Source organism: Herbidospora cretacea, from assembly GCF_001570605.1.
Lineage (GTDB): Bacteria > Actinomycetota > Actinomycetes > Streptosporangiales > Streptosporangiaceae > Herbidospora > Herbidospora cretacea.
This window is the reverse complement of the sequence record NZ_BBXG01000016.1, coordinates 167,966-189,997: the sequence shown is the minus strand read 5'-3', so window position 1 is coordinate 189,997 and position 22,032 is coordinate 167,966. Positions and strand designations below refer to the sequence as shown.

Below are 22,032 nucleotides of genomic sequence, written 5' to 3'. Positions count from 1 at the left end.
AATGCGGTCCAGCCAGATGGCCGTGGAGGTGTTGGCCACCGCGGAACCACCGGGCTCGGAGGCCGCGCTGGCCGACCAGTCGGGGTTCACGTAGCCAGTGGCACCCGCATAGGGGTTGTCCACGCGCGGCCCGGGCGGGGACGGCGAGGGAGACGGCGAGGGGCTGGGCGAAGGCGACGGGGACGGCGAGGGCGAAGGTGAGGGCGAAGGCGAGGGAGACGGAGACGGGGACGGGCTCGGGGAAGGCGAGGGAGAGGGCGAGGGGGAAGGCGACGGCGAGGGAGACGGGGACGGCGACGGCGTGCCGCCGCAGGTCACGCCGTTCACGGTGAAGGACGTCGGCTTGGGGTTGCTGCCGCTCCACGTGCCGTTGAAGCCGAGCGACAGGGTCGCCCCGCTCGCCAGGCTGCCGTTCCACGGCATGCTCGCCGCGGTCACGTTCGAGCCGCTCTGCGTCCAGTTGGCCGACCAGCCCTGGCTCACCCGCTGGCCCGAGTTCGGGAAGGTGAAGCCGAGGTTCCAGCTGGAGAGCGCGTCTCCCGTGTTGCGGACGGTCAGGTTGGCGGTGAAACCGCCCTGGCCGGGGCTCGTGGTCCAGTCGTTGGTGACGTACGTGACGTCACACGTGACCGCTGCCTGGGCGGATGTGGCCGTGACGACGGCCATGGTGGATCCGAGCGCGGCCACCGCGAACGCGGCGAGGCCACGGCGCAGTCGGGAGCGCGTGGCTCCGGATCGGGGGGTGGATCTCATTGCGGGGGTCCTCCTGCGACGATTCACTGCGCGCTGGGAGCGCTCCCACGGACCTTAGGTGCGCGGTCCAGTGCCGTACAGGAAGACCAGCCTCGCGCCAGACTGCGGCGGAACACCAGTACCAGCGGCGACCAGCGCACACGTGGGGCGGTCAGCGCCCGAAAAGCCCATTTGTAACCTGAAAGTTTCAGTTAGATTCGCACCTCATGACGGATGTCTGGCGTCACAACAGCCACTACCACCGGCTACTGCTGAAGGCCATGCCGCCGAACTGCGCCTCCGCGCTCGACATCGGCTGCGGCTCCGGTCTCCTGGCGAGGAGACTCGCCGCACGCTGCGCCGATGTGACCGGAATCGACCGCTCCGCCGAGATGATCCGCCAGGCGACGGAGCACGGGGGCGGGGTGACCTACGTACAGGCGGATCTGGACGACTGGACCGCCGGGCCCTACGACTTCGTCACGTCCGTGGCGGTGATCCACCACATGGACCTCGCGACCGGACTCAGAGCCCATGCCGATCTCCTGCGCCCCGGCGGAACCCTGGCCGTCCTCGGCCTCGCCCGCGACGACCTGCCGAGAGACCTGCCGCTCTCCCTCACGGCCGCGGCCTGCTCCTTCGCCCTCAACTGGGCGAAGAACGGCAGCCCCCGCTACCCCCCGGACCCGCCCGGCATGCCGATGGCGCCGCCCGAGCTCACCTGGGCGCAGGCCCGCGAGACGACGAGGAAGGCCCTGCCCGGCGCCGTCTTCCGCCGGCATCTGCTCTGGCGCTACTCCGTCACGTACACCAGACCGTTAGAATGAACGGGAATTCATTCTAACGGAGGCCACAGTGTCACGGACGGCCGAGCAGAACGAGGCGCTGCGCGCGGCGACGCGGGAGGCGGTGCGGACGGCGGCGGTCCGCGTCTTCGCCCGGGACGGTTTCACCACGTCGAACATGCGCGACATAGCGGCCGAGGCGGGGCTGAGCGTCGGCTCGATCTACCGCCACTACGCCACCAAGCACGATCTCTTCGAGGAGTTCCTCGACCAGGCCGCCGCCGGCCTCGACGCGGCGGCGGCGCGGCTCGGCGGCGAAGGCCGGCCCCTCCGGCTGGTCCGCGAGTTCACCGCCGGTTTCCTGGCCGATCTGGCCGCCGACGACGGCGCCGCCGAGTTCTTCGTGGTCGTCGACCAGGCCTTCGGCACCGACACCCCGCGCGGGACGACGGCTCGCCTACTCAGGCCACACCGCGCTCTCTGGCACGCCTTCGCCGAGGTCGTCCGGCGTGGTCAGGACGCGGGCGAGTTCGCCCCCGGCGACCCCGGCGAGCTGACGGTCTGCTACTTCGCGACGCTCTCGGGCCTGACCACGATGCGCCTCGCCCTGCGCGGCGAGACGGCCCTGCCCAGCGTGGACGTGGTACTGAGGGTGCTCACGTGATCGAGGTCAGGACGGGCGGCGAACCCGACCGGCGCGCGATCACCGACGTGCTCGTGCGCGGATTCGCCGGCGACTTCGCCTTCTTCTCCGACGACCCCCGGGTCCTCGCGGACGCCTTCGAGCACATGATCCTGCCCGGCCGCTTCCACGTGGCGACCGTCGACGGCGAGGTGGCGGCCGTCGCCTCGGTCACCGAGGGCGCTGAGGAGTGCTTCGCCCCGCGATGGGGGCAGATGCGGCGGCACCTCGGTCCGGTCCACGGCACGGTGTGCCATCTCATCGTCCGCAGCCAGTTTCTCGGCCCCTACGACGGCGCGCGGCCCGGCCTCGCCGAGATCGGTTTCATCACCACCGCCCCCGGGTTCCAGGGCCGCGGCGTCGCCACCGGGCTCCTGCGCCATCTGCTGACGATCGACAGGTATGAGGAATATGTCCTGCGGGACATCAAGGACACCAACGCCCCGGCACTCGGCCTGTACACCAAGCTCGGCTTCGAGGAGTTCCGGCGGCGCAGGGTCAGGTTCGCGAAGCGGGCGGGCTTCTCCTCCTACATCTCCATGAAACTCGTGCGTAACTGATCCCGTTTCACGCAAACCCGTGGCCTGAACATCAGTGGGCGGCCCCTGGCGAGTAGCATCCGCAGGACACGTACACCGCCCGAAGGGGAATCGTCATGACCGTCAAAGTGACCGTCACCGGCGCGGCCGGCCAGATCGGTTACGCCCTGCTCTTCCGCATCGCCTCGGGGCACCTGCTCGGCCCGGACGTTCCGGTCCAGCTGAGCCTGCTGGAGATCACTCCGGCGCTCAAGGCCGCCGAGGGCACCGCGATGGAGCTCGACGACTGCGCCTTCCCGCTGCTCAAGGGCATCGACATCACCGACGACCCGAACTACGCGTTCAACGGGACCAACGTCGCGCTGCTGGTCGGCGCACGCCCCCGCACGGCGGGCATGGAGCGCGGCGACCTGCTGTCGGCCAACGGCGGCATCTTCGGCCCGCAGGGCCAGGCGATCAACGACCACGCGGCCGACGACGTGCGCGTCCTCGTGGTGGGCAACCCCGCCAACACCAACGCGCTGATCGCCCAGCAGCACGCGCCGGACGTCCCGGCCGACCGGTTCACCGCCATGACCCGGCTCGACCACAACCGCGCCCTCTCGCAGCTGTCCTCGAAGCTGGGCGTCCCGGTCACCGACATCAAGAAGATGACGATCTGGGGCAACCACTCCGCCACGCAGTACCCCGACCTCTACCACGCCGAGGTCGGCGGCAAGATCGCCGCCGAGCTGGTCGACCAGGACTGGCTGAAGGACACCTTCATCCCCACGGTCGCCAAGCGCGGCGCGGCGATCATCGAGGCCCGGGGCGCGTCCAGCGCCGCGTCGGCCGCCAACGCCGCGATCGACCACGTCCACTCGTGGGTCAACGGCACCCCCGAGGGCGACTGGACCTCGGCCGCGATCGTCTCCGACGGCTCCTACGGCGTGCCCGAGGGCATCATCTCCTCGTTCCCGGTGGTCTCGCGGAACGGCGAGTGGGAGATCGTCCAGGGCCTGGACATCGACGACTTCTCCCGCTCGAAGATCGACGCCTCGGTCAAGGAGCTTCAGGAGGAGCGCGACGCGGTCCGGGAGCTCGGCCTGATCTGACGCCCTTTGGGCAGGTAGCCGGGCATGGACGAATTCGACGTGATCGTGCTCGGCATGGGTCCGGGCGGTGAGGACGCCGCCGGTCGGCTGGTCGAGGCCGGGCTGAGTGTGGCCGGGGTCGAGGCGGGCCTGGTCGGCGGCGAATGCCCCTATTGGGGCTGTGTGCCGTCGAAGATGATGATCCGGGCCGCCCACGTGCTGGGTGAGGCCCGGCGCGTCTCCGGCCTGGCCGGCTCGGCGACCGTCTCCCCCGACTGGGGCCCGGTCGCCCGGCGGGTGCGCGAGGAGGCGGCCCACGACTGGGACGACCAGGCCGCGGCCGACCGCTTCGAGAAGAAGGGCGGTCATCTCGTCCGAGGCCGCGGCACCGTCACCGGCCCGCGCGAGGTGACCGTGGGCGACCGGGTGCTGCGCGCCCGGCGGGGACTGCTGATCTCCACGGGGTCCACCCCGGCCATTCCCGACATCGACGGACTGCCCGGAACGCCTTACTGGACCAATCACGAGGCCATCGCGACCAAGTCGGCGCCCGCCTCGATGATCGTGCTCGGGGGTGGGGCGATCGGGCTGGAGCTGGCCCAGGTCTTCGCCCGGTTCGGCACCGAGATCACCGTGCTGGAGGCCGCGCCCCGGCTGCTGCCCGGCGAGGAGCCCGAGGCCGGCGAACTGATCGCGAAGGTCTTCCGGGACGAGGGCATCCGGGTGCTGACGGGGGTGTCGGCGTCCCGGGTGGATCACGCGGGCGGCCGTTTCGCGGTGAAGGCCGGCGACGAGGTCGTCGAGGCGGAGCGACTGCTGGTCGTGGCGGGCCGTCGGACCGACCTGACGGGCCTGTCCGTCGTCGGGATCGACGAGGACCAGAAGTTCATCCCCACCGACCCGCACATGCGCGCCGCCGACGGGGTCTGGGCGGCCGGTGACGTGACCGGCCGGGGCGGCTTCACCCATGTGGCCAACTACCAGGGCCGCATCGCGGCGCTCGACATCCTCGGCGAGGAGGTCGCGGGGGCCGACTACCGCGCGGTCCCCCGGGTGACCTACACCGACCCGGAGGTCGGCGCGGTCGGCCTGACCGAGCGGCAGGCCCGCGACGAGGGCCTGGCGGTGACCGTCGGCGTCACCACGGCCGGGGCCCGCGACTGGATCCACGGGACCAGGGACATCCTGATCAAACTGGTCGCCGCCGACGGCGTGCTGGTCGGGGCTACGGCCGTCGGGCCGACCGGCGGCGAGGTGATGGGCGCGCTCGCGGTGGCGGTCCACGCCCGGGTGCCGGTGACGACCCTGCGGTCGATGATGTACGCGTACCCGACCTTCCACCGCGGCATCGAGGACGCGCTGAAGAACCTCCTCGGACAGGACCGCCCGTAAGATCGCCCGGTGGCCTTCGCCGGTACCCCTCGCCCCGCCCCGCGGTGGCACCACGCCGAAAGCGAGCTCGACGACTTCGTCATCGTGAGTTTCCGGGTGTCCGCCGACCGGCTGGCCGCCCTGCTCCCGCCGGGCTTCGCCCCCATGCGGTTCGGCTGGTCGTCCGGCGGGGAGGGGGGCCTGGTGTCGGCGGTGGCGTTCCGGGACCGGGACTTCCGCTTCCGGTTCTGCCCGCCCGTCGCCCTCGCCTGCGGCCAGATCAACTACCGCGCCTACGTCACCCGCGACGGCGAGTCCGGGGTCTGGTTCTTCCGGACCGCCCTCGACCACCCGCTCGTCGCGGTGCCGCGCCACCTGTGGGGGATGCCGTGGCGGCGCGACCGGATCAGGATCACCGGCGACTGGGGACCCGGACCCCGCTGGGAACTCGACGCCGGCGACGCGGAGTGCCGGGCGGCGGGCGTGCCGCCGTACCCGCTCGACGGCCTGGGGGACGACTGGTTGCCGCTGCTCACGCACCCCACGCGGGGCTGGTTCCGGGGGCGGCGAGGGGTCGGGACCTACAGCGTGTGGCATCCCGTCATGGAGCCCGTGTTCCTCTCGGCCGGCCCGGCGCGGTTCCGGCTGTTCGAGGAGCTGGGGCTGACCGAACCGGGGCAGACGCCTCATTCGGTACTAGGGCAGGCGAGTATCCATTTTGACGTCCATGTCCCCCCAAGGTTTTCCTAGGATCGTCGCCATGACGGAGACGACCATCCGCGCGTTCGACGATCTCGATGTCCGGCTGCGCGTCCTCATCGACGGCTACGCCGAACAGCACCTGCTGGGCGATCTGACCGACCGGGTCGTCATGTGCTGCCAGAGCCGCGACAACGTGACCGGGCATCTCTCGGCCGGGGTGCTCACCCCTGCGCTGATCGTGATCGTCATGGTCCGTCCCGACGGGGCCTCGATGCGCCTGGGCGGGCGGCTGGCCAACGCCGACGTCCGCCGCGGGGAGGGCGGCATTCACGTGCACACCCAGTGGTTCGGCGTGAACGAGGCCAGCGCCTACCTGCTCCCCCTCGACGAGGGCTCGGGCGGGACCTACTTCCTGGCCGCGCTCCGCACCCAGATCATGGCCGCCCGTCACTCGTGAAGGGGGGCGCGCCATGCGGATGGCGCGCCCCCTCTACGCCACTAGGGCGCGGTCTCCGGGTCGGAGAGGCGGAACCAGCGGCAGCTGTAGTCCTCGACCTCCACGACCGCCCGACCGTCCTTGATCTCCACGACGTCCTCGGAGAACAGGTCGGCCAGGACCTTGCCCTCCTCGTCGATCTCCAGGGTCACGCTCGCCGGGCGGCCGGCGAAGTTGTGCAGGGTGACGATCCCCTCGTTCCTGATCGCCAGGACCGCGTCGTCTCCCCCGTCGAGCACCTCGTAGCCGCCCCAGGCCAACTCCGGGGCCTCCCGGTACTGCTCCACCAGCCGGCCGATCCACGACAGCAGCGACTCGGGGTCGCGCCGCTGGGCGCTGACGCTGATCTGCGACGGGCCGAAGTCGCCCTCCACCAGCGGGATCGCCGGTTCCACGTCGCTGAAGCCGGCGTGCCGGCCGGAGGTCCACTGCATCGGGGTGCGGACCGACTGGCGGCCCTCGATGGCGAGGTTCTCCCCCATGCCGATCTCCTCGCCGTAGAACAGCACCGGGGTGCCGGGCAGGGCGAACAGCAGGCTGTAGACCATGCGGATGCGGCGCTGGTCGCCGTCGAGCATGGGCGGGAGGCGGCGGCGGATGCCCCGGTCGTAGATGCGCATGTCCTCCTCGGGCGCGAAGGCGGCGAAGACCTCCTCGCGTTCCGATTCGGTGAGCTTGTCGAGGGTCAGTTCGTCGTGGTTGCGGACGAACGAGGCCCACTGGCTGTCCTTCGGCGGCGCGGGCCGCTCCCGCAGGGCCTCGGCGAGGGGGGTCGCGTCCTCCCGGGCCAGCGACAGGTACATCCGCTGCATGCCGATGAAGTCGAAGCACATGGTGATCTCGTTGCCGAGCGGGGTGTCGCCGAAATAGGCCATCAGGTCCTCGTACGGCAGATTGACCTCCCCCAGCAGCATCGCGCTGCCGTCCCGCCGGTTCATGAAGGCGCGCAGGTCGGCGAAGAACAGGTGGGGGTCGGGGAAGTTGTCGTCGTTCTCCAGGACCCGTTCGACCAGGAACGGCACCGCGTCGACGCGGAAGCCCGACAGGCCCAGTTCCATCCAGAATCCCAGGATGCGGGCGATCTCGTCCCGGACCTCGGGATTGGAGGTGTTGAGGTCGGGCTGGAACTTGTAGAAGCGGTGGAAGTAGTACTGCTCGGTCTTCTCGTCGTACTCCCAGAGGCTGTCCTCCTGGTCGGGGAAGACGACGCCCTTGGGGTCGTCGGGCTCCGGCTCGTCCGACCAGATGTACCAGTCGCGGTGCTTGGAGTCCCTGGACGACCGGGCGTCCTTGAACCAGGGGTGCTGGTCGGAGGTGTGGTTCACGACCAGGTCGGCGATCACCCGGATGCCCCGGTCCCGGGCCACCCGCATGAACTCCACGAAATCGCCCAGGGTGCCCAGGCGGGGGTCGACGCTGTAGAAGTCGACGATGTCGTAACCGTCGTCCTTGTCGGGGGTCGGGAAGAACGGCATCAGCCAGATGCAGGTCACCCCGATCCGGTCGAGATGGTCGATGTGCTGGATGGCGCCCCGGAAGTCGCCGATCCCGTCGCCGTTGCCGTCGGCGAAGGTCTCGATGTCGAGGCAGTAGACGATGGCGTTCTTCCACCACAGTTCGGAGGTCTGGGTCAGCCGCATGGGCTGCGCCCCTACCCATCCGGAGACGAAGAAAGCCGACCGCTGCGCGAGGCATCGGTCGGCTTCTGTGTTGTGGTTGTTGCGGGTAGAACTAGATCGGCGTCACGTTCTCGGCCTGCGGACCCTTCTGGCCCTGCACGGTCTGGAAGCTGACGCGCTGGTTCTCGTCCAGGCTGCGGTAGCCACCGGCGTTGATAGCCGAGTAGTGGACGAACACGTCAGGGGTGCCGTCGTCGGGGGCGATGAAACCAAAGCCCTTTTCGGCGTTGAACCACTTGACGGTGCCTTCAGACAACTGCTTCTCCTTATTAGGAGCCTCACCGTCCCGTCAGGTCAACGGGACGGGCTGCCTAGCGGACCAGCCCTGCATCCGCCTACGTCGGAAAAGCAGTACGCCCGCTACCGGCCGTTAAGCCGGAGGCGTTCTTTACAAAACACCACTGCAACACGTCAAGCCTATCGCACCCCGAGGGCAGGAGCAGCCATGTACCACCTCGCGTGGCCATCGCCTCTGGTCAGAGAGTCGAGACGGCGTGGAAGTTCTTGCCGGGAGAACGGATCGCCGAGTGCGTTGCGGATGTGGATGCCGACGGCGTACATGTCCCTGATCTCCATCAGGGTCGTGTATCCGGGCCAATATCGCAGGTCAGAGCCGTAGGCGTGGGCGAAGGCGTCGACGTCGCCGGCCGAGAGGCCGAACCGGCGCTGTCCGTGGTAGGTGTGGACCAGATCCCATTCACGGGGACCCACGGCCACGCCGTCCCAATCGCAAAGAATCGCATTGCCGTCGCGGCAGCGGAGCAGGTTGTCGATCCAGGCGTCGCCGTGGAGCAGGACGGGCGGCCCGGAGTCGAGCTGGTGCCACTGGTCGGTCAGCTCCTCGATCCGGTCGCCGAGCCAGCGCCGCTGGTAGGCGGTGAGCACCTCGGCCCGGTGTTCGACCGCGTGGCGGACCTCGGCCAGCGGGTCGGTGAGGCGGCGCAGCGGGATCGAGGTGGGCACCGGCTCGCGGTGAAGATCACGCAGCACGTGGCCGAGCTCGGTGGTGGTCGGGGAGCCGTTGGAGCGGACGTACCGCCAGAAGGTGACCGCCCGGCCGCCGTGCACGATCGGCTGGTGCGGGATCTCGTCGACCGGGCGGACCGTCGGGAAGCCCCGGTCGGCCAGCCAGCGGGCCACCGCCAGCACGGCCGGCAGGCGGGTCAGGGCGTCGGGGGCGGTGGCGATGCGGACCACCATGTCGCCCCGGAGCTTGAACACGGCGTTGCTGCGCAGCCGCATCAGGCGGGCTCCGCCGGCGTCGACGCCGATGCGGTCGCAGACCGCGCGCAGGACGGTGAACGCCTCGTCCGCGAGCGGGCGGGCGGGCGTGGCGCGGGCGAGGTGCGTGATCGTCACGTGTGAGGCGCTCATATGGCCAGCCGGAGGGACGACTCCGACAGGACCTGGTTCAGGTTGCGGACGGCGGGGAGCCGCGGATCGGCCTCGTTCAGCAGCGCCTTGGCCCGGGTGATGACGATGGACGTCCGGTGTTCGGCCGGGACCTGGCTGAGCGCCTGGGCGGCCAGGCGGCAGGCCTCCTCGTAGTCGCCGTGGCGGGCCAGGTGGGTGGCCTGGTCGAGCAGGATCAGCGCCGGGTCGATCGTCTGGAACCCCGAGCCGAGTTCGAGGTTCTGGAGCTGGGAGTCGTCGCCGAGCTCGATCAGGGTGCCGGTGCGGTAGAAGCTCATGCGCTTCTCGGTGAAGACGAAGGCCAGGTCGTCCTGGCTCATGCCGCGCATGCGGGCGAAGATCTGCTCCGCCTCGGCCAGCGCGATGCGGGCCGCCTTGCGGTCGCCCATCCGGGCCAGCGCCCGCGCCTCGGCCGCCGCCGCGAGGGCCGCAGGGGAGCTGGGGGCCGAACCGGCGAGCATGCGGGCCTCGCGGGCCAGGCGCACGGTCTCGGTGAGGTCGCCGTAGTAATAGGGCAGCATCGTCTGGTTGGCCCGGACCAGGGCGCGTAAGCGCAGGTCGCCGACGTCGTCGGCGGAGGTGCGGGCGGTGCCGTACCAGGCGTGGGCCTGGCGGGTGTCGCCGAGCTTCATCAGGGCGTCGGCCGACAGCAGGGCCAGCATCGTGGTGGCCGTCAGCAGGCGGCGCTGCACGCCGGCGGGCTGGCGAGCGCCGGTCAGTTTCCGTACGTCGGCCAGCTCCAGCATCACCCGGCAGAGCATGGGCGTGGGCGGGGTGGTCATGTACTCGCGCCGGTAGCGCAGCACCTGCTCGTCGAGCCGGTCGAGCTGGTCCTCGGTCACGGTCGCGGTGGCCAGGGACCGGTCCAGGTCGTGCCGGGTGCCCTCGACCTCGGCGAAGAACCGCCCGTTGGGGGTGCCCATGAGCATCGCCTGGTGGAACAGGGCCCGCCGGTCGGTGTCGTCGTCGGCCAGGTCCTCGACGTGGACGGCGTCCTCGGACGAGCCGTTGGCCACGACCACGACCTTCTGGCTCACGCCGGGGTCCTCGCAGTAGTCGGCGGCGAGGCCGAGCCGGACCGCGTTGGCCTTGTAGAGCCGGGCCAGCAGGTCGATCGTCTGGGGGCGTGGGCGCGCCCGGTTGTTCTCCCATGCGTTGAGCAGGTCGATGCTGGCCCTCGGCAGGCCGAGCGACTGCTGCTCACAGAGGTATTCGAGTTCCTCGATCGCCTGACGTGCCGACCATCCCCGGCCGAGCCGGTGCGCCTTGAGCATGCTGACGCCGCAGCAGCCGTGGATCGCCTGGACCGTCTGCCACATCGACCACTGCCGTGCCTCGGCCTGCTCGCGCCAGCGACGAGCACATGCCGGAGAGTGCTCTCCTCGGGCCATCCCGCCTGCCCTTCCGCTGCTGACATACCGCTGATCCCAGTTTGCCCCGGACCCGCCGTGATCGGCTATTACGGATATTTCCCCGAGGTTAACCGACACGCACTCAACTGCCAGCACCGTTATGGGTTCGCGACCCGGGATCCGTGGGTGTTCCACTGAATACCAGCGAGTTCCCTGGTTATTGCACGTATTCGAGCGATACGCCCGATTGCCGGGCAGTCATCCCAGGTTCACCCTTTCCGGTGAAAGGTCGCAACGTCCCCTGGAGACCACCATGGCGATGAAGGCAGATCGCAGCGAGGCGATGGACCACCTGGAACGGCTCGCCGCCCAACTCGAGGCGCACTCGTTCCAGGTACGCCTGTCGGCGCCGGCCGGCCTCTACCCCCGGCTGCGGGTCGTGAACCCGATGGCCCCGGCCATGGCGGAGGACGTGCTGGCGTCCGACGCCAACGACGGAGAGTGGTGGTACTGGCTCTCCTGGGCCGGCCGCATCGGGCACGCCTCCGACGTCGTGACCGCCGCCGAGCGCATCGCCTCGGTTCTGCACGTGATCCGCCGATAGTTTCGGACACCCCTCAGCCGGTACGGCTCGCACCCGGCGGCCAGTCAGTCAGGCGGCGCCCGCGTTCCCCTTCCCGTCAAGGAAGGGGCGGCGGCCCACCACGCCGAACCGGACCAGACAGTCGCTGACCGCCCCCGCCCACCCACCGGGGTGCGGGCCGTACCTCCAGCAGACCGATTTGTCCATAGCCGTTCCATAGCCGTGACGCGTGGTTCATTACCCTGTCAACCCGTTTGACCTGTCTCACAATGTGGCATTCATGATGTGCACCGCACGTCTGCCCGTTTCTATCGACAGGACGCGGATTACTGGCTTACCCTCGGCTAGGTGGGACTTCGCCTATACGATACTTTCAGCCGGTCGGTCCGCGATTTCTCCCCCCGAATTCCGGGAATCGCATCGATTTATCTCTGCGGTCCCACCGTCGTCGTCCCGCCACATGTCGGGCAGATACGCTCGCAAGTGAACTTCGACATTCTCCACCGCTGGCTGGCATATTCCGGATATCGCGTTCTCTTCTGCCGGAACGTCACCGACATCGAAGACAAAATCATCAGCCGGTCCCTTTCCGAGGGCGTGCACTGGTGGCGGATCACCGACCCGGTCTACCGCTCCTTCGAGAGCACCTACGAGGCCCTCGGGTGCCTTCCGCCCAGCGTGGAGCCCCGGGCGACCGGCCACATCCCCGAGATGCTGGAGCTCATCGAGCAACTCCTGGCCTCCGGGAACGCCTACGTCTCCGACGGCGACGTGTATTTCTCCATCTCCTCCTTCCCGGCCTACGGGGAACTCTCCGGCCAGCGCCCGAGCCAGATGCGCGGCGGCGAGGAACCCGGCCACGGAAAACGCGACCCGCGTGATTTCGCGCTCTGGAAAAGGGGCCGTCCGGGCGAACCCGTCTGGCACGCTCGCTGGGGCGACGGGCGGCCGGGATGGCATCTGGAATGCTCCGCGATGGCCCGTAAATATCTGGGCGCCGAATTCGACATCCACGGCGGCGGCGCGAATCTCATTTTCCCGCACCACGAAAACGAGATCGCCCAGTCGCGGGCGGCCGGAGACGGTTTCGCGCGTTTCTGGATCCACAACGGCCCGGTCACCCACCGGGGCGAGAAGATTCGCAAGGTGGCGAAGAACCCGCTGGCCGTCCACACCCTGCTGCGCCGTATTCGACCGGTCGAACTCCGTTATTATCTGGCCGCCGCCCACTATCGCTCGCCGATGGAATTCTCGGTGGGGGCGGTGGAGGAGAGCGCGGTGGCCTACCGGCGGATCGAACGGTTCGTTCACCGGGTGGCCGTCGCGGCGCCGGGCGCGCTTCCGCCGCAGTTCAGGGAGGCGATGGACCACGACCTGAACCTGCCCCAGGCGATTTCGCTGATTCACGCGGCCGTCAATGAAGGGAACGCGGCCCTGGATTCCGGCGACGTTCTCAAGGCGGCCAGGAAATGCTCCGACGTCCGGGCGATGCTCGACGTGCTGGGCCTCGATCCGATGTCCGACCACTGGGCCAGGGAAACGCATCTGCGCGAAGTCGCGGGGGCGGTGCTGCACGTGGTCCGAAATCTCGCCGAGGCGAGCGCGGAGCGTGGCGAGTTCGAACGCGCGCGGATCATGCACCGGCAGATCGACACGGCGCTGAAGATTCGCCAGCGGGTTACCCTCTGAGGCGTGCCCGCACCAAAGAAGATCCTCATTGACTGCGACCCCGGAATCGACGACGCGCTGGCGATCACCCTCGCCCACGGGTGCGACGCGCTGGATCTCGTCGGGCTCACCACGGTCGGCGGGAACGTTTCCCTCGACCTGACCACGTCGAACGCGCTGAGGCTCCGCGAGTTCCTCGGCTTCCCGCAGGTCCCGGTGGCCGCCGGCTCGGCCGGGGCACTGGTCGTCAGCAGGATCGACGCCTCGGAGGTCCACGGCTTCGGCGGCCTGGGCGGGGCCGTCCTCCCGGAGCCCCGGCTGAAGGCCCACGACGGGCACGCCGTCGACTTCATCATCGACACCCTCGCCGCCTCGCCCGGCGAGATCTCCCTCGCGGCGGTCGGCCCGCTGACCAACATCGCCCTGGCGGTCCGCCGGGAGCCGCGGATCGTCGAGTGGGCCCGCGAGTTCGTGATCATGGGCGGCAGCTACACGCGCGGCAACCGCACCCCCGCGGCGGAGTTCAACATCGCCGCCGACCCCGAGGCCGCGGCGATCGTCTTCGGGGCGGGCTGGACGGTCATCCAGATCGGCCTCGACGTCAGCCTGACCGCCCTGGCCACGGGGCAGGTCCTGGAGCGGATGCGGGGACTGGGACGTCTCGGGAGCGAACTGCTGATCCCGAGCCTGGAGTTCTACGGCATGACCACGGCCCACGACGGCCCGGCCGTCCACGACGCCCTGGCGGTCGCCTGCGTGGCCGACCCGGGCCTGTTCGAGTTCACCCCGGCGGTGGTCGACGTGGAGACGGCGGGCCGGTTCACCTCGGGGATGACGGTGATCGACTTCAACCTGCGCGGCCGCCTGCCCAACGCCAACGTGGCCAGGTCGATCGACGTGGAGCGCTTCTGGGACCTCACCCTGGAGAGCTTCGCCCAGGCGGCGGCCCGCCTTCCCTGGCCGGGAGGCCTGCCAGGTAGTCCGAGAGGATGAGGTGCTGGAAGCGGTAACCCTTCCCCTCACGCTGAAGCAGGCCCAGATCCGCGGCGTGGCTCATGAAGGCGCCCCACCGCAGGGGCACCAGCCCCTCGACGGTCGCGAACCACCATCCGATCAGTCCTGGGGCGTCCCACACGTAGATCGCGAGTGACAGGAACGAGGTCACGGCTCCCACGGCCAGCAGCACGAGGTCCAGCCATCCACCGGCGCCTCCCGGAGCGCCTGCCGAGAGGGCGGCGCCGAACCCGACGGCCGCTCCGGCCAGTGCCAGCACGACCACTCGAGGGGTGTAACCCGCCTTGTTCTTGTAGGCCTCCTCACTCGCGATCGGGTAGTCCATGGTGGAACCCAGGACGCTTGCTCCGAAACCCACGCCCACCCCCAGGAAATAGGACAGGGCAGAGGTCTCCGGAGTCAGGAAGGCCACCACCGTGGCGCCCGCTCCCACCAACCCGCTCCCCCCGAACAGGAGAGACGCGTCTACGGCTGAGTCCCGGAACACCTCGGCGGCCGACCACAGATAGAGCAGGATCAGCGCCAGGGACGCGATCAGCTCGCTCGACCTGCTCGTGGTGACCAGCTCACCCAGCCCGTACAGGGCCGCCGCGCCGAGCAGGCCGAGAAGAAGCCCACCGACGCGGGCGCGAGCCTTCGACGGCGTCAGCCCCGGATGCTCGCCGACATCCGGCGGGCTCTCCCCGAAGTCCTGGCCCAGGGCGAGAACACCGGCGAAGGTCAGGAGACCGGCGACGCTCCAGCCCACCCCCCAGTCCCGGGCGAGAATCCACCCGGCCGCCGTCATCCAGACGCACGCCGCGAGAGGCATCGCCTCGCGATTGATGAGAGTGGACCAGGACGGCGTCACCAGCCGGCCCCACCGGACGCCGCCGATACCCCGCAGACCGCCGGGGAGGACCCGTAAGTTCGTGACCTTGACCAGCCGGGCCGCGTGGGCGATCCAGGTGAGGACCTGATCCCGGCGATAGCGACGACTTCGCCTGCGTGAGATCAGGAAGACCTGATCGATGTAGGCGGCGAGCAACGCGCCACGGCCGGGGGCGGCCGACCCGGAGGTGTTCGCCGTCATCCCGACGATGAGGACGTACAGCCAGAGCGGGGCGGTGATCAGGTCGAGCAGGGCGGGGTCGTGCGTCACCGACTGATGAGCGAGCCGCAGTCGTGGGCCGCCCTCGGCCAGATAGCGGATCACCTCCGCACCGGTGAGTGGCCGGATGACCACGGCGCCACGTAGCCGGAACCTGTGGGCGGCGGGAAGGTCCTCGTACTCGTCGACCCGGCTGCCGACGACGAGAGGAACCTGGGGGTAGCGCTCGTAGAGGGCGTTGATCTCAGCCACGCAGCGGGCGCGGTGCTCGGCGGGCACCTCGTCGAAACCGTCGAGCAGCAGGGCGACCCGGCCGTCCGCGAGCCAGGAATCGGTCACCCCGTCCCCGATCCCGTAGAGCGAGTCGATGCGGCGCAGCAGCCAGGTGCGCAGTTCGAGCGGCGCGCTCGTGCCGAAGAAGGTCCGTTCTCCGACGGCCCAGTCGGCGAGTTCGACGACCACCGGCAACGGCGCCCGAGGCAGGTTCGCCCGGCTCAGCAGGGCCTCCGCCAGTTCGAGGATCATCGTGGTCTTCCCCGCGCCCGGCGCGCCGAGGATGAGCATCGAGCCGTCGAGCCGGTTGTAGACGTCGAGCGGGGTCGCCCCCGCCGGAGGCTGCCACGGGTCGTCGCCCCGGGTGACGTGCCACGAACGAGGCGGGGGGGCGACCGCGTCCGGCGCCGAGTCCAGGTCGAGGCGCGCGCGGGCCACCCGGACCAGCGACTGGTCCAGGCGCTGGGTGACGTGGCGGTGGACGTTCGCGATCGCGCGGCCCCGGTAGTCGGGATGGACGTAGCCCGCGATCTTGCTGTCCGGCTTCTTCTCCGCCGCCTGCAGGACGGCGAAGACGATCGCGATCACCGCCAGCACCGCGACCAGTGACCAGACCCAGCCGCGGTAGGGCTCCAGCCACGCCGGGGCGGCCCCGCCGGTCGCGATGTTGATCAGAACCGGCAGGAGGACGAGGCCATCGGCTGCCGCCAGGGTCAGCAGGATGATCCGCCAGAGCTTCGACACACCATCACTATCGCTACCTGGATTTAACACGTGACGGTATGCACAGAAGCAGGCGTTGGATATTTTGTCGACAATCGACGGGAGGTGCCCCCATGTACCCGGCATGCGACGCCACTCCGTACACCTGGCCCTACGACGGCCGGATCGACCCGCGCCGGACGGCCCTCATCTGCATCGACTGGCAGGTCGACTTCTGCGGGCCCGGCGGCTACGTCGACCGGATGGGCTACGAGCTCCCCCGTGACGGGCTCGGACCCACGGCGCGGGTGCTCGCCAGGGCCCGTGAGACGGGGTTCACCGTGATCCACACACGCGAGGGTCACCGGCCCGACCTCTCCGACTGCCCGGCGAACAAGCTCTGGCGTTCGAAGGCCATCGGGGCGGGGATCGGGGATCCGGGTCCGCAGGGGCGGATCCTCGTGCGGGGCGAGCCGGGGTGGGAGATCGTCCCGGAGGTCGCGCCGATCGACGGCGAGCTGATCATCGACAAGCCGGGCAAGGGGTCGTTCTACGCGACCGACCTCGACCTGCTGCTCCGCAATCGCGGCATCACGCACCTTGTGCTGACCGGGATCACGACCGACGTCTGCGTCCACACGACCATGCGTGACGCCAACGACCGTGGTTACGAATGCCTGCTGCTGTCGGACTGCACGGGGGCCACCGACCGGGGCAACCACGAGGCCGCGCTCAAGATGGTCACCATGCAGGGCGGCGTGTTCGGCGCCGTCGCCCCCTCGGAAGCGTTCCTCAAGGCACTGGAGGGCTAGTAGTGGATCTGCAGATGTCGGCGTTGCGAGCGGCGTACGCGAACGGACTGCACCCCCGTGAGGTCGTCGCCGAGGTCTACCGGCGGATCAAGGCCAGGGGCGACGACGCCGTCTGGATCAGCGTCCGGCCCGAGGAGGAGACCCTCGCCGGGCTGCCGGACGATCCCGGCCTCCCCCTCTACGGCATCCCCTTCGCCGTCAAGGACAACATCGACGTGGCGGGCATGCCGACCACGGTGGCCTGCCCTGACTACGCCTACCTGCCGGACCGGTCGGCCCCGCTCGTCGACCGGCTGACCGCCGCGGGCGCGATCCTCATCGGCAAGAACAACCTCGACCAGTTCGCCACGGGGCTGTCCGGGTCGCGCAGTCCCTACGGTTCGGTGGAGTCGCCGCTGGTCAAGGGGCTGATCTCCGGCGGATCGTCGTCGGGGTCGGCGGTGGCGGTGAGTGCGGGGCTCGTCAGCTTCTCGATCGGGACCGACACCGCCGGGTCGGGCAGAGTGCCCGCCGTCATGACCGGCACGGTCGGGCTCAAGCCGTCGAAGGGGCTGGTCAGCACGCTGGGAGTGGTTCCGGCGTGCGCGTCGCTCGACTGCCCGAGCGTCTTCTCGCTGAACGTCCGGGACGCCAGAGAAGTCCTGGAGATCATCCAGGGGTACGAGCCGGCCGACCCCTGGTCACGGCAGCTCCCCCGCCGGACGACCCCCATCAGGAAAATCGGCGTCATCCGGGGCGACGACCACTGGACCGAGGTCCTCACCAGGCTCGAAGACCTCGGCTACGAACTCGTCGACATCGACGTCGAGCCGTTCCTGGCGGCCGGGCGGCTGCTCTACGAGGGCCCGTGGGTGGCCGAACGCTGGAGCGTCCTCGGCCCGTTCGTCGAAGAACACCCCGGGTCCCTCCACCCGGTCACCGCGCGGGTCCTCAGCACGGGCGGCGGCGTGACCGGCCCGGACACCTTCCGGGGCCTCCACCGGCTCCAGGAGCTGAAAGCCGAAACCCGGCGGACGTGGGCGGAGGTCGACGCCATCGCGGTCCCGACGGTCCCCCGCACGTTCACGCTCGACGAGATGGCCGAGGACCCCATCGCCAGGAACTCCGTCCTCGGCACCTACACGACCTTCGCCAACCTTCTCGATCTGGCCGGGATCGCCGTCCCGGCCGGCACCACGTCCGCGGGCAGACCGCACGGCGTCACCCTGCTCGCCCCCGCAGGCGCCGACGGTCCGCTCGCGGACGCCGCCGAACGTTTCCACACGGGCAGAGCGGGGGCCACCCCCTACCGGATCAGGAAGGACGGCACCCTGCTGGCCGTGGTGGGGGCCCACCGGACCGGGCATCCGCTGCATCCGGAGCTGCGGGCCCTCGGCGCGACCTCGGCGGGGATCGCCCGCACGGCCGCGGCCTACCGTCTCTACGACCTCGGCGACCGGCCCGGCATGGTCAGGACGTCCGGCGGCGCGTCCGTCGAGGTCGAGCTCTTCCACCTCGACGCCGAGGGGCTGGGCCGGCTGCTCACGATGATCCCGCCGCCGCTCGGGCTGGGGTCGGTCGAGCTCGACGACGGCGCGCTCGTCACCGGGTTCCTGTGCGAGTCCCACGCCGTCGCGGACGCCACCGACATCACGGGTTACGGCTCCTGGCCGCACTACGTGAACGCCCGGCCGTAACATCCGGCGGCATCACGCGAAACATCGGTTTCCTACGCTCCGGACATGGCGGACATATTCGACTCATATGCCCTGGCCGACGCATGGGACGAGATGTTCGAGCGCCCGGGGATCCCCCGGGCGCCGTATCAAGGGCTGTTCGCGGCCCTGCAACCCCTCGGGGCCGACGAGCTCCGCTTCCGGGCCGACCAGCTGACCCGGGTCTTCACCGACAGGGGCGTGACGTTCGACTACGCGGGCGAGGAGCGTCCCTTCCCGCTCGACCTGATTCCCCGGGTGATCGACGCGGCGGAGTGGGACCTGATCGCCCGCGCGGTCCGCCAGCGGGTCAGGACCCTGGAGGCCTTCCTCGCCGACGTGTACGGCGGCCGCCAGATCTTCCACGACGGCATCGTGCCGTGGTCGCTCCTGCACAGCTCGCCCCACTTCCACCGGATGGCCGACGGGATCAGACCGGCGAACGGGGTCCGCGTCCACATCGCGGGCATCGACATCATCCGCGACGAACTGGGCGCGTTCCGGGTGCTGGAGGACAACGTCCGCACCCCGAGCGGGGTCAGCTACGTGCTGGAGAACCGCCTGGCGATGATGCGCACGCTCCCCGCGCTGTTCACCGAGCAGCGGGTGCGCGCGGTCGACGAATATCCGGCCCGGCTGCTGGCCGCGCTGCGGCAGGCCGCCCCGGCGGCGATCAACGACCCGACGGTCGTCGTGCTCACCCCCGGCGTCTACAACGCCGCCTACTTCGAGCACGCCCTGCTCGCCCGGCTGATGGGCGTGGAGCTCGTCGAGGGCCGTGACCTGGTCTGCGAGAACAACCGCGTCTACATGAGGACCACCCACGGCAAGCGCCCGGTCCACGTGATCTACCGGCGGGTCGACGACGACTACCTCGACCCCCTGCACTTCCGCCCCGACTCGACCCTCGGCTGTCCCGGCCTGCTGAACGCCGCCAGGGCGGGCACGGTCGCCATCGCCAACGCGGTCGGCAACGGGGTCGCGGACGACAAGCTGCTCTACACCTACGTGCCGGACCTGATGAAGTACTACCTCGGCGAGACCCCGCTGATCTCCAACGTCGAGACCTACCGCCTGGAGGACGCCGACACGCTCGGCTGGGTCCTCGGCAACCTCGACCACCTGGTGCTCAAGCCCGTCGACGGAGCCGGCGGCAAGGGCATCGTCATCGGCCCCCGGGCCACCGACGAGACGCTGGGTGCGCTGAAGGAGAACGTGCAGAAGGACCCCCGGGGGTGGATCGCCCAGCGGCCCGTCGCGCTGTCCACCTCACCGGCCATGATCGGCGACCTGCCGAGGCCCCGGCACATCGACCTGCGGCCGTTCGCCGTCAACGACGGCGACGACGTCTGGCTGCTCCCGGGCGGGCTGACCCGGGTCGCGCTCCCGGAGGGCGAGCTCGTCGTGAACTCCAGCCAGGGCGGGGGCTCCAAGGACACCTGGGTGCTGTCGGAGCCGGGCCCGCGCATCCCGCACGTCGCGACCGGCGGGCACCAGCCCCCGGCGCATTGGCAACCGAGCCGCAACGCCGCCTGGGACGGGGAGGCCGACCAGTGAGAGAGCTGCTGAGCCGCATCGCGGAGACCCTGTACTGGATCGGCCGGTACGTCGAACGCTCCGACGACATCGCCCGCCTGCTCGACGTCTCCCTGCACCGCACGCTGGGCGAGGACGAGGACTGGTCGACGGTGCTGGCCATCCTCGGCCACGAGGGCGGCGACAACCCGACGACCGAGACGATGATCCAGCGCCTCGCCTACGACTCGGCCACCCCGAGCTCGATCGCGGGCTGCGTCCGGGCCGCCCGGGAGAACGCGCGCGGGGTCCGGGAGATCATCTCCAGCGAGGTCTGGGAGTGCCTCAACGTCACCTGGAACGAGCTGCCCATCCGCCAGATCGGCGCGGAGCGGCTCGGCCCGCACGGCTATCTCCGGTACGTCCGCGAGCGCGCCGCCCTCTTCTCCGGCCTGACCGACGCGACCATGAGCCGCGACGACGGCTGGCTGTTCATCGTGCTCGGCCGCAGCCTGGAGCGGGTCGACATGACCGCCCGCCTGCTCGCGGTGCACGGCGAGATGCTGCCGAGCGGATATGCGCCGCCGTCGGAGTCGACCGGCTGGAAGGTGCTGCTGGAGGCGTGCGGCGCGGACGAGTCGTTCACCCGGACCCACCGGGGCGACTCCCGCCGGGTGCTGGAGTTCCTGCTGCTCGACCGGCTGTTCCCCCGCTCGGTCATGCACGCCCTCACCACCGCCGAGCAGTGCCTGGCGGAACTCAGCCCCAACCAGGGCAGGGCGGGCATGAGCGACCCCGCGCGGGCGGCCATCGGGCGGGTCAGGATGGCCCTGGAGTACGCCGACACGGCGGGGCTGGAGGAGCAGCTCCCCGAACTGCTGATCACCCTCCAGGCGGCGTGCGTGATCGCGTCGGAGGGGCTGACGGAACGGTTCTTCCAGCACGTCTCGACGGTGCGCTGGGAGCTGGGCGTGCAGGCGCTGGGAGGTGTCACGTGGAAACCGGCTGGCGTGTGAAGATCCGCCACTCGACGTTCGTGGAGTACGAGGGCGACGCGGCCTCGTCGTACAACGAGGTCAGGATGACCCCGGTCGACGACCACCGCCAGGCGACGCTGGACACCCAGCTGATCGTCCGGCCCGGCACGCCGGTCTGGACCTACCGCGACTACTGGGGCACCGACGTCAGCGTCTTCGACGTGACCGGCAACCACCGGACGCTGTCGATCGAGGCGGTGTCCCGGGTCGACACCTCACCGGTCCGGCCGCTGGCCAGGCCGCTGCCGTGGGACGTGCTCCGGGCCGTCGGCGGTCCGGTCGCCGAGCTGCTGCGGCCCACCGAGCGGACCACGGTCACCTGCGGAGAAGTAGGGGTCTCCCAGACCCACGGCAGGGACCCCCACGAGACCGCCGAGGCCATCGCCTGGGCGGTGCACGAGCGGGTCGAGTACGTGCCCGGCGCCACCGGCGTCCTCACCAGCGCCCAGGAGGCCTGGGACCAGGGGAAAGGCGTCTGCCAGGACATGGCCCACCTGACCGTCGCGCTGATGCGGGCGGCCGGGCTCCCGGCCCGATACGTCTCCGGCTACATCCATCCGGTCGCCGACGCGGCCGTCGGGGAGGCCGTCGCGGGGCAGTCGCACGCGTGGGTGGAGTACTGGTCGGGCGAGTGGAACGCGCTCGACCCGACAAATCGCTCAAAAGTAGGCGAAACACATGTAGTGGTGGCGCGCGGGAGAGACTACGCTGACGTACCCCCTTTGAAAGGTATTTACCAAGGACCACCTGCGGGAAGACAAGAAGTAAAGGTTGAAGTGACCCGGTTGGCGTGATCATTACGTATTACTGGGAAAGCTGA

General features: G+C 70.0%; 22 protein-coding genes. 15 read left to right on the top strand and 7 right to left on the bottom strand.

Annotated features, from left to right (window positions below; genetic code table 11):
• Positions 1 to 753: cellulose binding domain-containing protein (locus tag AW270_RS38070; protein ID WP_174549898.1), on the bottom strand; the 753-nt coding region annotated here is incomplete at its 3' end.
• Positions 754 to 959: 206 nt separating this feature from the next.
• On the opposite strand from AW270_RS38070, the gene AW270_RS27565 reads away from it, so the two are divergent.
• The 7 genes from AW270_RS27565 (at position 960) to AW270_RS27535 (ending at position 6,341) form a co-directional block, all read left to right on the top strand.
• Positions 960 to 1,559 carry a class I SAM-dependent methyltransferase gene (locus AW270_RS27565; protein ID WP_061298995.1) on the top strand — a complete coding sequence of 200 codons (600 nt, stop codon included), beginning with the start codon at positions 960 to 962 and terminating at the stop codon, positions 1,557 to 1,559.
• Positions 1,560 to 1,587: 28 nt separating this feature from the next.
• Positions 1,588 to 2,181, top strand: a complete 594-nt coding sequence (locus AW270_RS27560) for a TetR/AcrR family transcriptional regulator (RefSeq protein ID WP_061298994.1) — start codon at positions 1,588 to 1,590, stop codon at positions 2,179 to 2,181.
• Positions 2,178 to 2,759, top strand: a complete 582-nt coding sequence (locus tag AW270_RS27555; RefSeq protein ID WP_061298993.1) for a GNAT family N-acetyltransferase — start codon at positions 2,178 to 2,180, stop codon at positions 2,757 to 2,759. The genes AW270_RS27560 and AW270_RS27555 overlap by 4 nt, the downstream gene beginning before the upstream one ends.
• Positions 2,760 to 2,854: 95 nt before the next feature.
• Entirely contained in the window at positions 2,855 to 3,832 is a 978-nt protein-coding gene (locus AW270_RS27550) for a malate dehydrogenase (protein WP_061298992.1), read from the top strand.
• 24 nt (positions 3,833 to 3,856) lie between these two features.
• Positions 3,857 to 5,203 carry a dihydrolipoyl dehydrogenase family protein gene (locus AW270_RS27545; RefSeq protein ID WP_061298991.1) on the top strand — a complete coding sequence of 449 codons (1,347 nt, stop codon included), beginning with the start codon at positions 3,857 to 3,859 and terminating at the stop codon, positions 5,201 to 5,203.
• A 9-nt stretch (positions 5,204 to 5,212) separates the two neighbouring features.
• Positions 5,213 to 5,932, top strand: coding sequence for a DUF2071 domain-containing protein (locus AW270_RS27540; RefSeq protein ID WP_061298990.1), 720 nt, complete (start codon positions 5,213 to 5,215; stop codon positions 5,930 to 5,932).
• A gap of 10 nt (positions 5,933 to 5,942) precedes the next feature.
• Entirely contained in the window at positions 5,943 to 6,341 is a 399-nt protein-coding gene (locus AW270_RS27535) for a hypothetical protein (protein WP_061298989.1), read from the top strand.
• Positions 6,342 to 6,382: 41 nt separating this feature from the next.
• On the opposite strand, the gene AW270_RS27530 is transcribed toward AW270_RS27535, so the two are convergent.
• From AW270_RS27530 to AW270_RS27515, 4 genes are all read right to left on the bottom strand, one after another.
• Positions 6,383 to 8,020 (bottom strand): alpha-amylase family protein, encoded by a 1,638-nt coding sequence (locus AW270_RS27530; RefSeq protein ID WP_061298988.1) that lies wholly within the window; start codon positions 8,018 to 8,020, stop codon positions 6,383 to 6,385.
• A 91-nt stretch (positions 8,021 to 8,111) separates the two neighbouring features.
• Positions 8,112 to 8,315 (bottom strand): cold-shock protein, encoded by a 204-nt coding sequence (locus tag AW270_RS27525; RefSeq protein ID WP_061298987.1) that lies wholly within the window; start codon positions 8,313 to 8,315, stop codon positions 8,112 to 8,114.
• A gap of 161 nt (positions 8,316 to 8,476) precedes the next feature.
• Positions 8,477 to 9,418, bottom strand: coding sequence for an aminoglycoside phosphotransferase family protein (locus tag AW270_RS27520; RefSeq protein WP_245674879.1), 942 nt, complete (start codon positions 9,416 to 9,418; stop codon positions 8,477 to 8,479).
• Positions 9,419 to 9,429: 11 nt separating this feature from the next.
• Positions 9,430 to 10,791: an NsdA family TPR-like regulatory protein gene (locus AW270_RS27515; protein ID WP_245674878.1), complete on the bottom strand. Its 1,362-nt coding sequence runs from the start codon at positions 10,789 to 10,791 to the stop codon at positions 9,430 to 9,432.
• Positions 10,792 to 11,137: 346 nt separating this feature from the next.
• On the opposite strand from AW270_RS27515, the gene AW270_RS27510 reads away from it, so the two are divergent.
• On the top strand, positions 11,138 to 11,428 hold the full coding sequence (locus AW270_RS27510) for a hypothetical protein (RefSeq protein WP_245674877.1): 291 nt from the start codon (positions 11,138 to 11,140) through the stop codon (positions 11,426 to 11,428).
• A 48-nt stretch (positions 11,429 to 11,476) separates the two neighbouring features.
• Here AW270_RS27510 and AW270_RS39105 read toward each other — a convergent pair whose 3' ends face one another.
• A complete protein-coding gene (locus AW270_RS39105; RefSeq protein ID WP_157522727.1) occupies positions 11,477 to 11,614 on the bottom strand; it encodes a hypothetical protein in 138 nt (45 codons plus the stop codon).
• A gap of 141 nt (positions 11,615 to 11,755) precedes the next feature.
• Between AW270_RS39105 and cysS the strand changes: the two genes are divergently transcribed.
• Positions 11,756 to 13,096, top strand: a complete 1,341-nt coding sequence (gene cysS, locus AW270_RS27505; RefSeq protein ID WP_061298984.1) for a cysteine--tRNA ligase — start codon at positions 11,756 to 11,758, stop codon at positions 13,094 to 13,096.
• Positions 13,097 to 13,099: 3 nt separating this feature from the next.
• Complete coding sequence (locus AW270_RS27500) at positions 13,100 to 14,068, top strand: nucleoside hydrolase (RefSeq protein WP_061298983.1); 969 nt, start codon at positions 13,100 to 13,102, stop codon at positions 14,066 to 14,068.
• Here the strand turns inward: AW270_RS27500 and AW270_RS27495 are convergent.
• Positions 13,992 to 16,196: an NACHT domain-containing protein gene (locus AW270_RS27495; protein WP_061298982.1), complete on the bottom strand. Its 2,205-nt coding sequence runs from the start codon at positions 16,194 to 16,196 to the stop codon at positions 13,992 to 13,994. The genes AW270_RS27500 and AW270_RS27495 overlap by 77 nt on opposite strands.
• A gap of 92 nt (positions 16,197 to 16,288) precedes the next feature.
• Between AW270_RS27495 and biuH the strand changes: the two genes are divergently transcribed.
• Genes biuH through AW270_RS27470 form a run of 5 tightly spaced genes read left to right on the top strand, consistent with a single transcriptional unit; the run spans position 16,289 to position 22,006 of the window.
• Entirely contained in the window at positions 16,289 to 16,966 is a 678-nt protein-coding gene (gene biuH / locus AW270_RS27490) for a biuret amidohydrolase (RefSeq protein WP_061298981.1), read from the top strand.
• 14 nt (positions 16,967 to 16,980) lie between these two features.
• Entirely contained in the window at positions 16,981 to 18,642 is a 1,662-nt protein-coding gene (atzF, locus tag AW270_RS27485) for an allophanate hydrolase (RefSeq protein WP_061299009.1), read from the top strand.
• Between the two features lie 45 nt (positions 18,643 to 18,687).
• The gene (locus AW270_RS27480; protein WP_157522723.1) at positions 18,688 to 20,217 is read left to right on the top strand and encodes a circularly permuted type 2 ATP-grasp protein; all 1,530 of its coding nucleotides are present in this window, start codon (positions 18,688 to 18,690) and stop codon (positions 20,215 to 20,217) included.
• Entirely contained in the window at positions 20,214 to 21,191 is a 978-nt protein-coding gene (locus AW270_RS27475; RefSeq protein WP_061298980.1) for an alpha-E domain-containing protein, read from the top strand. The genes AW270_RS27480 and AW270_RS27475 overlap by 4 nt, the downstream gene beginning before the upstream one ends.
• A complete protein-coding gene (locus tag AW270_RS27470; RefSeq protein ID WP_061298979.1) occupies positions 21,170 to 22,006 on the top strand; it encodes a transglutaminase family protein in 837 nt (278 codons plus the stop codon). Before AW270_RS27475 ends, AW270_RS27470 begins: the two co-directional genes overlap by 22 nt.
• The last annotated feature ends 26 nt before the right edge of the window (positions 22,007 to 22,032 follow it).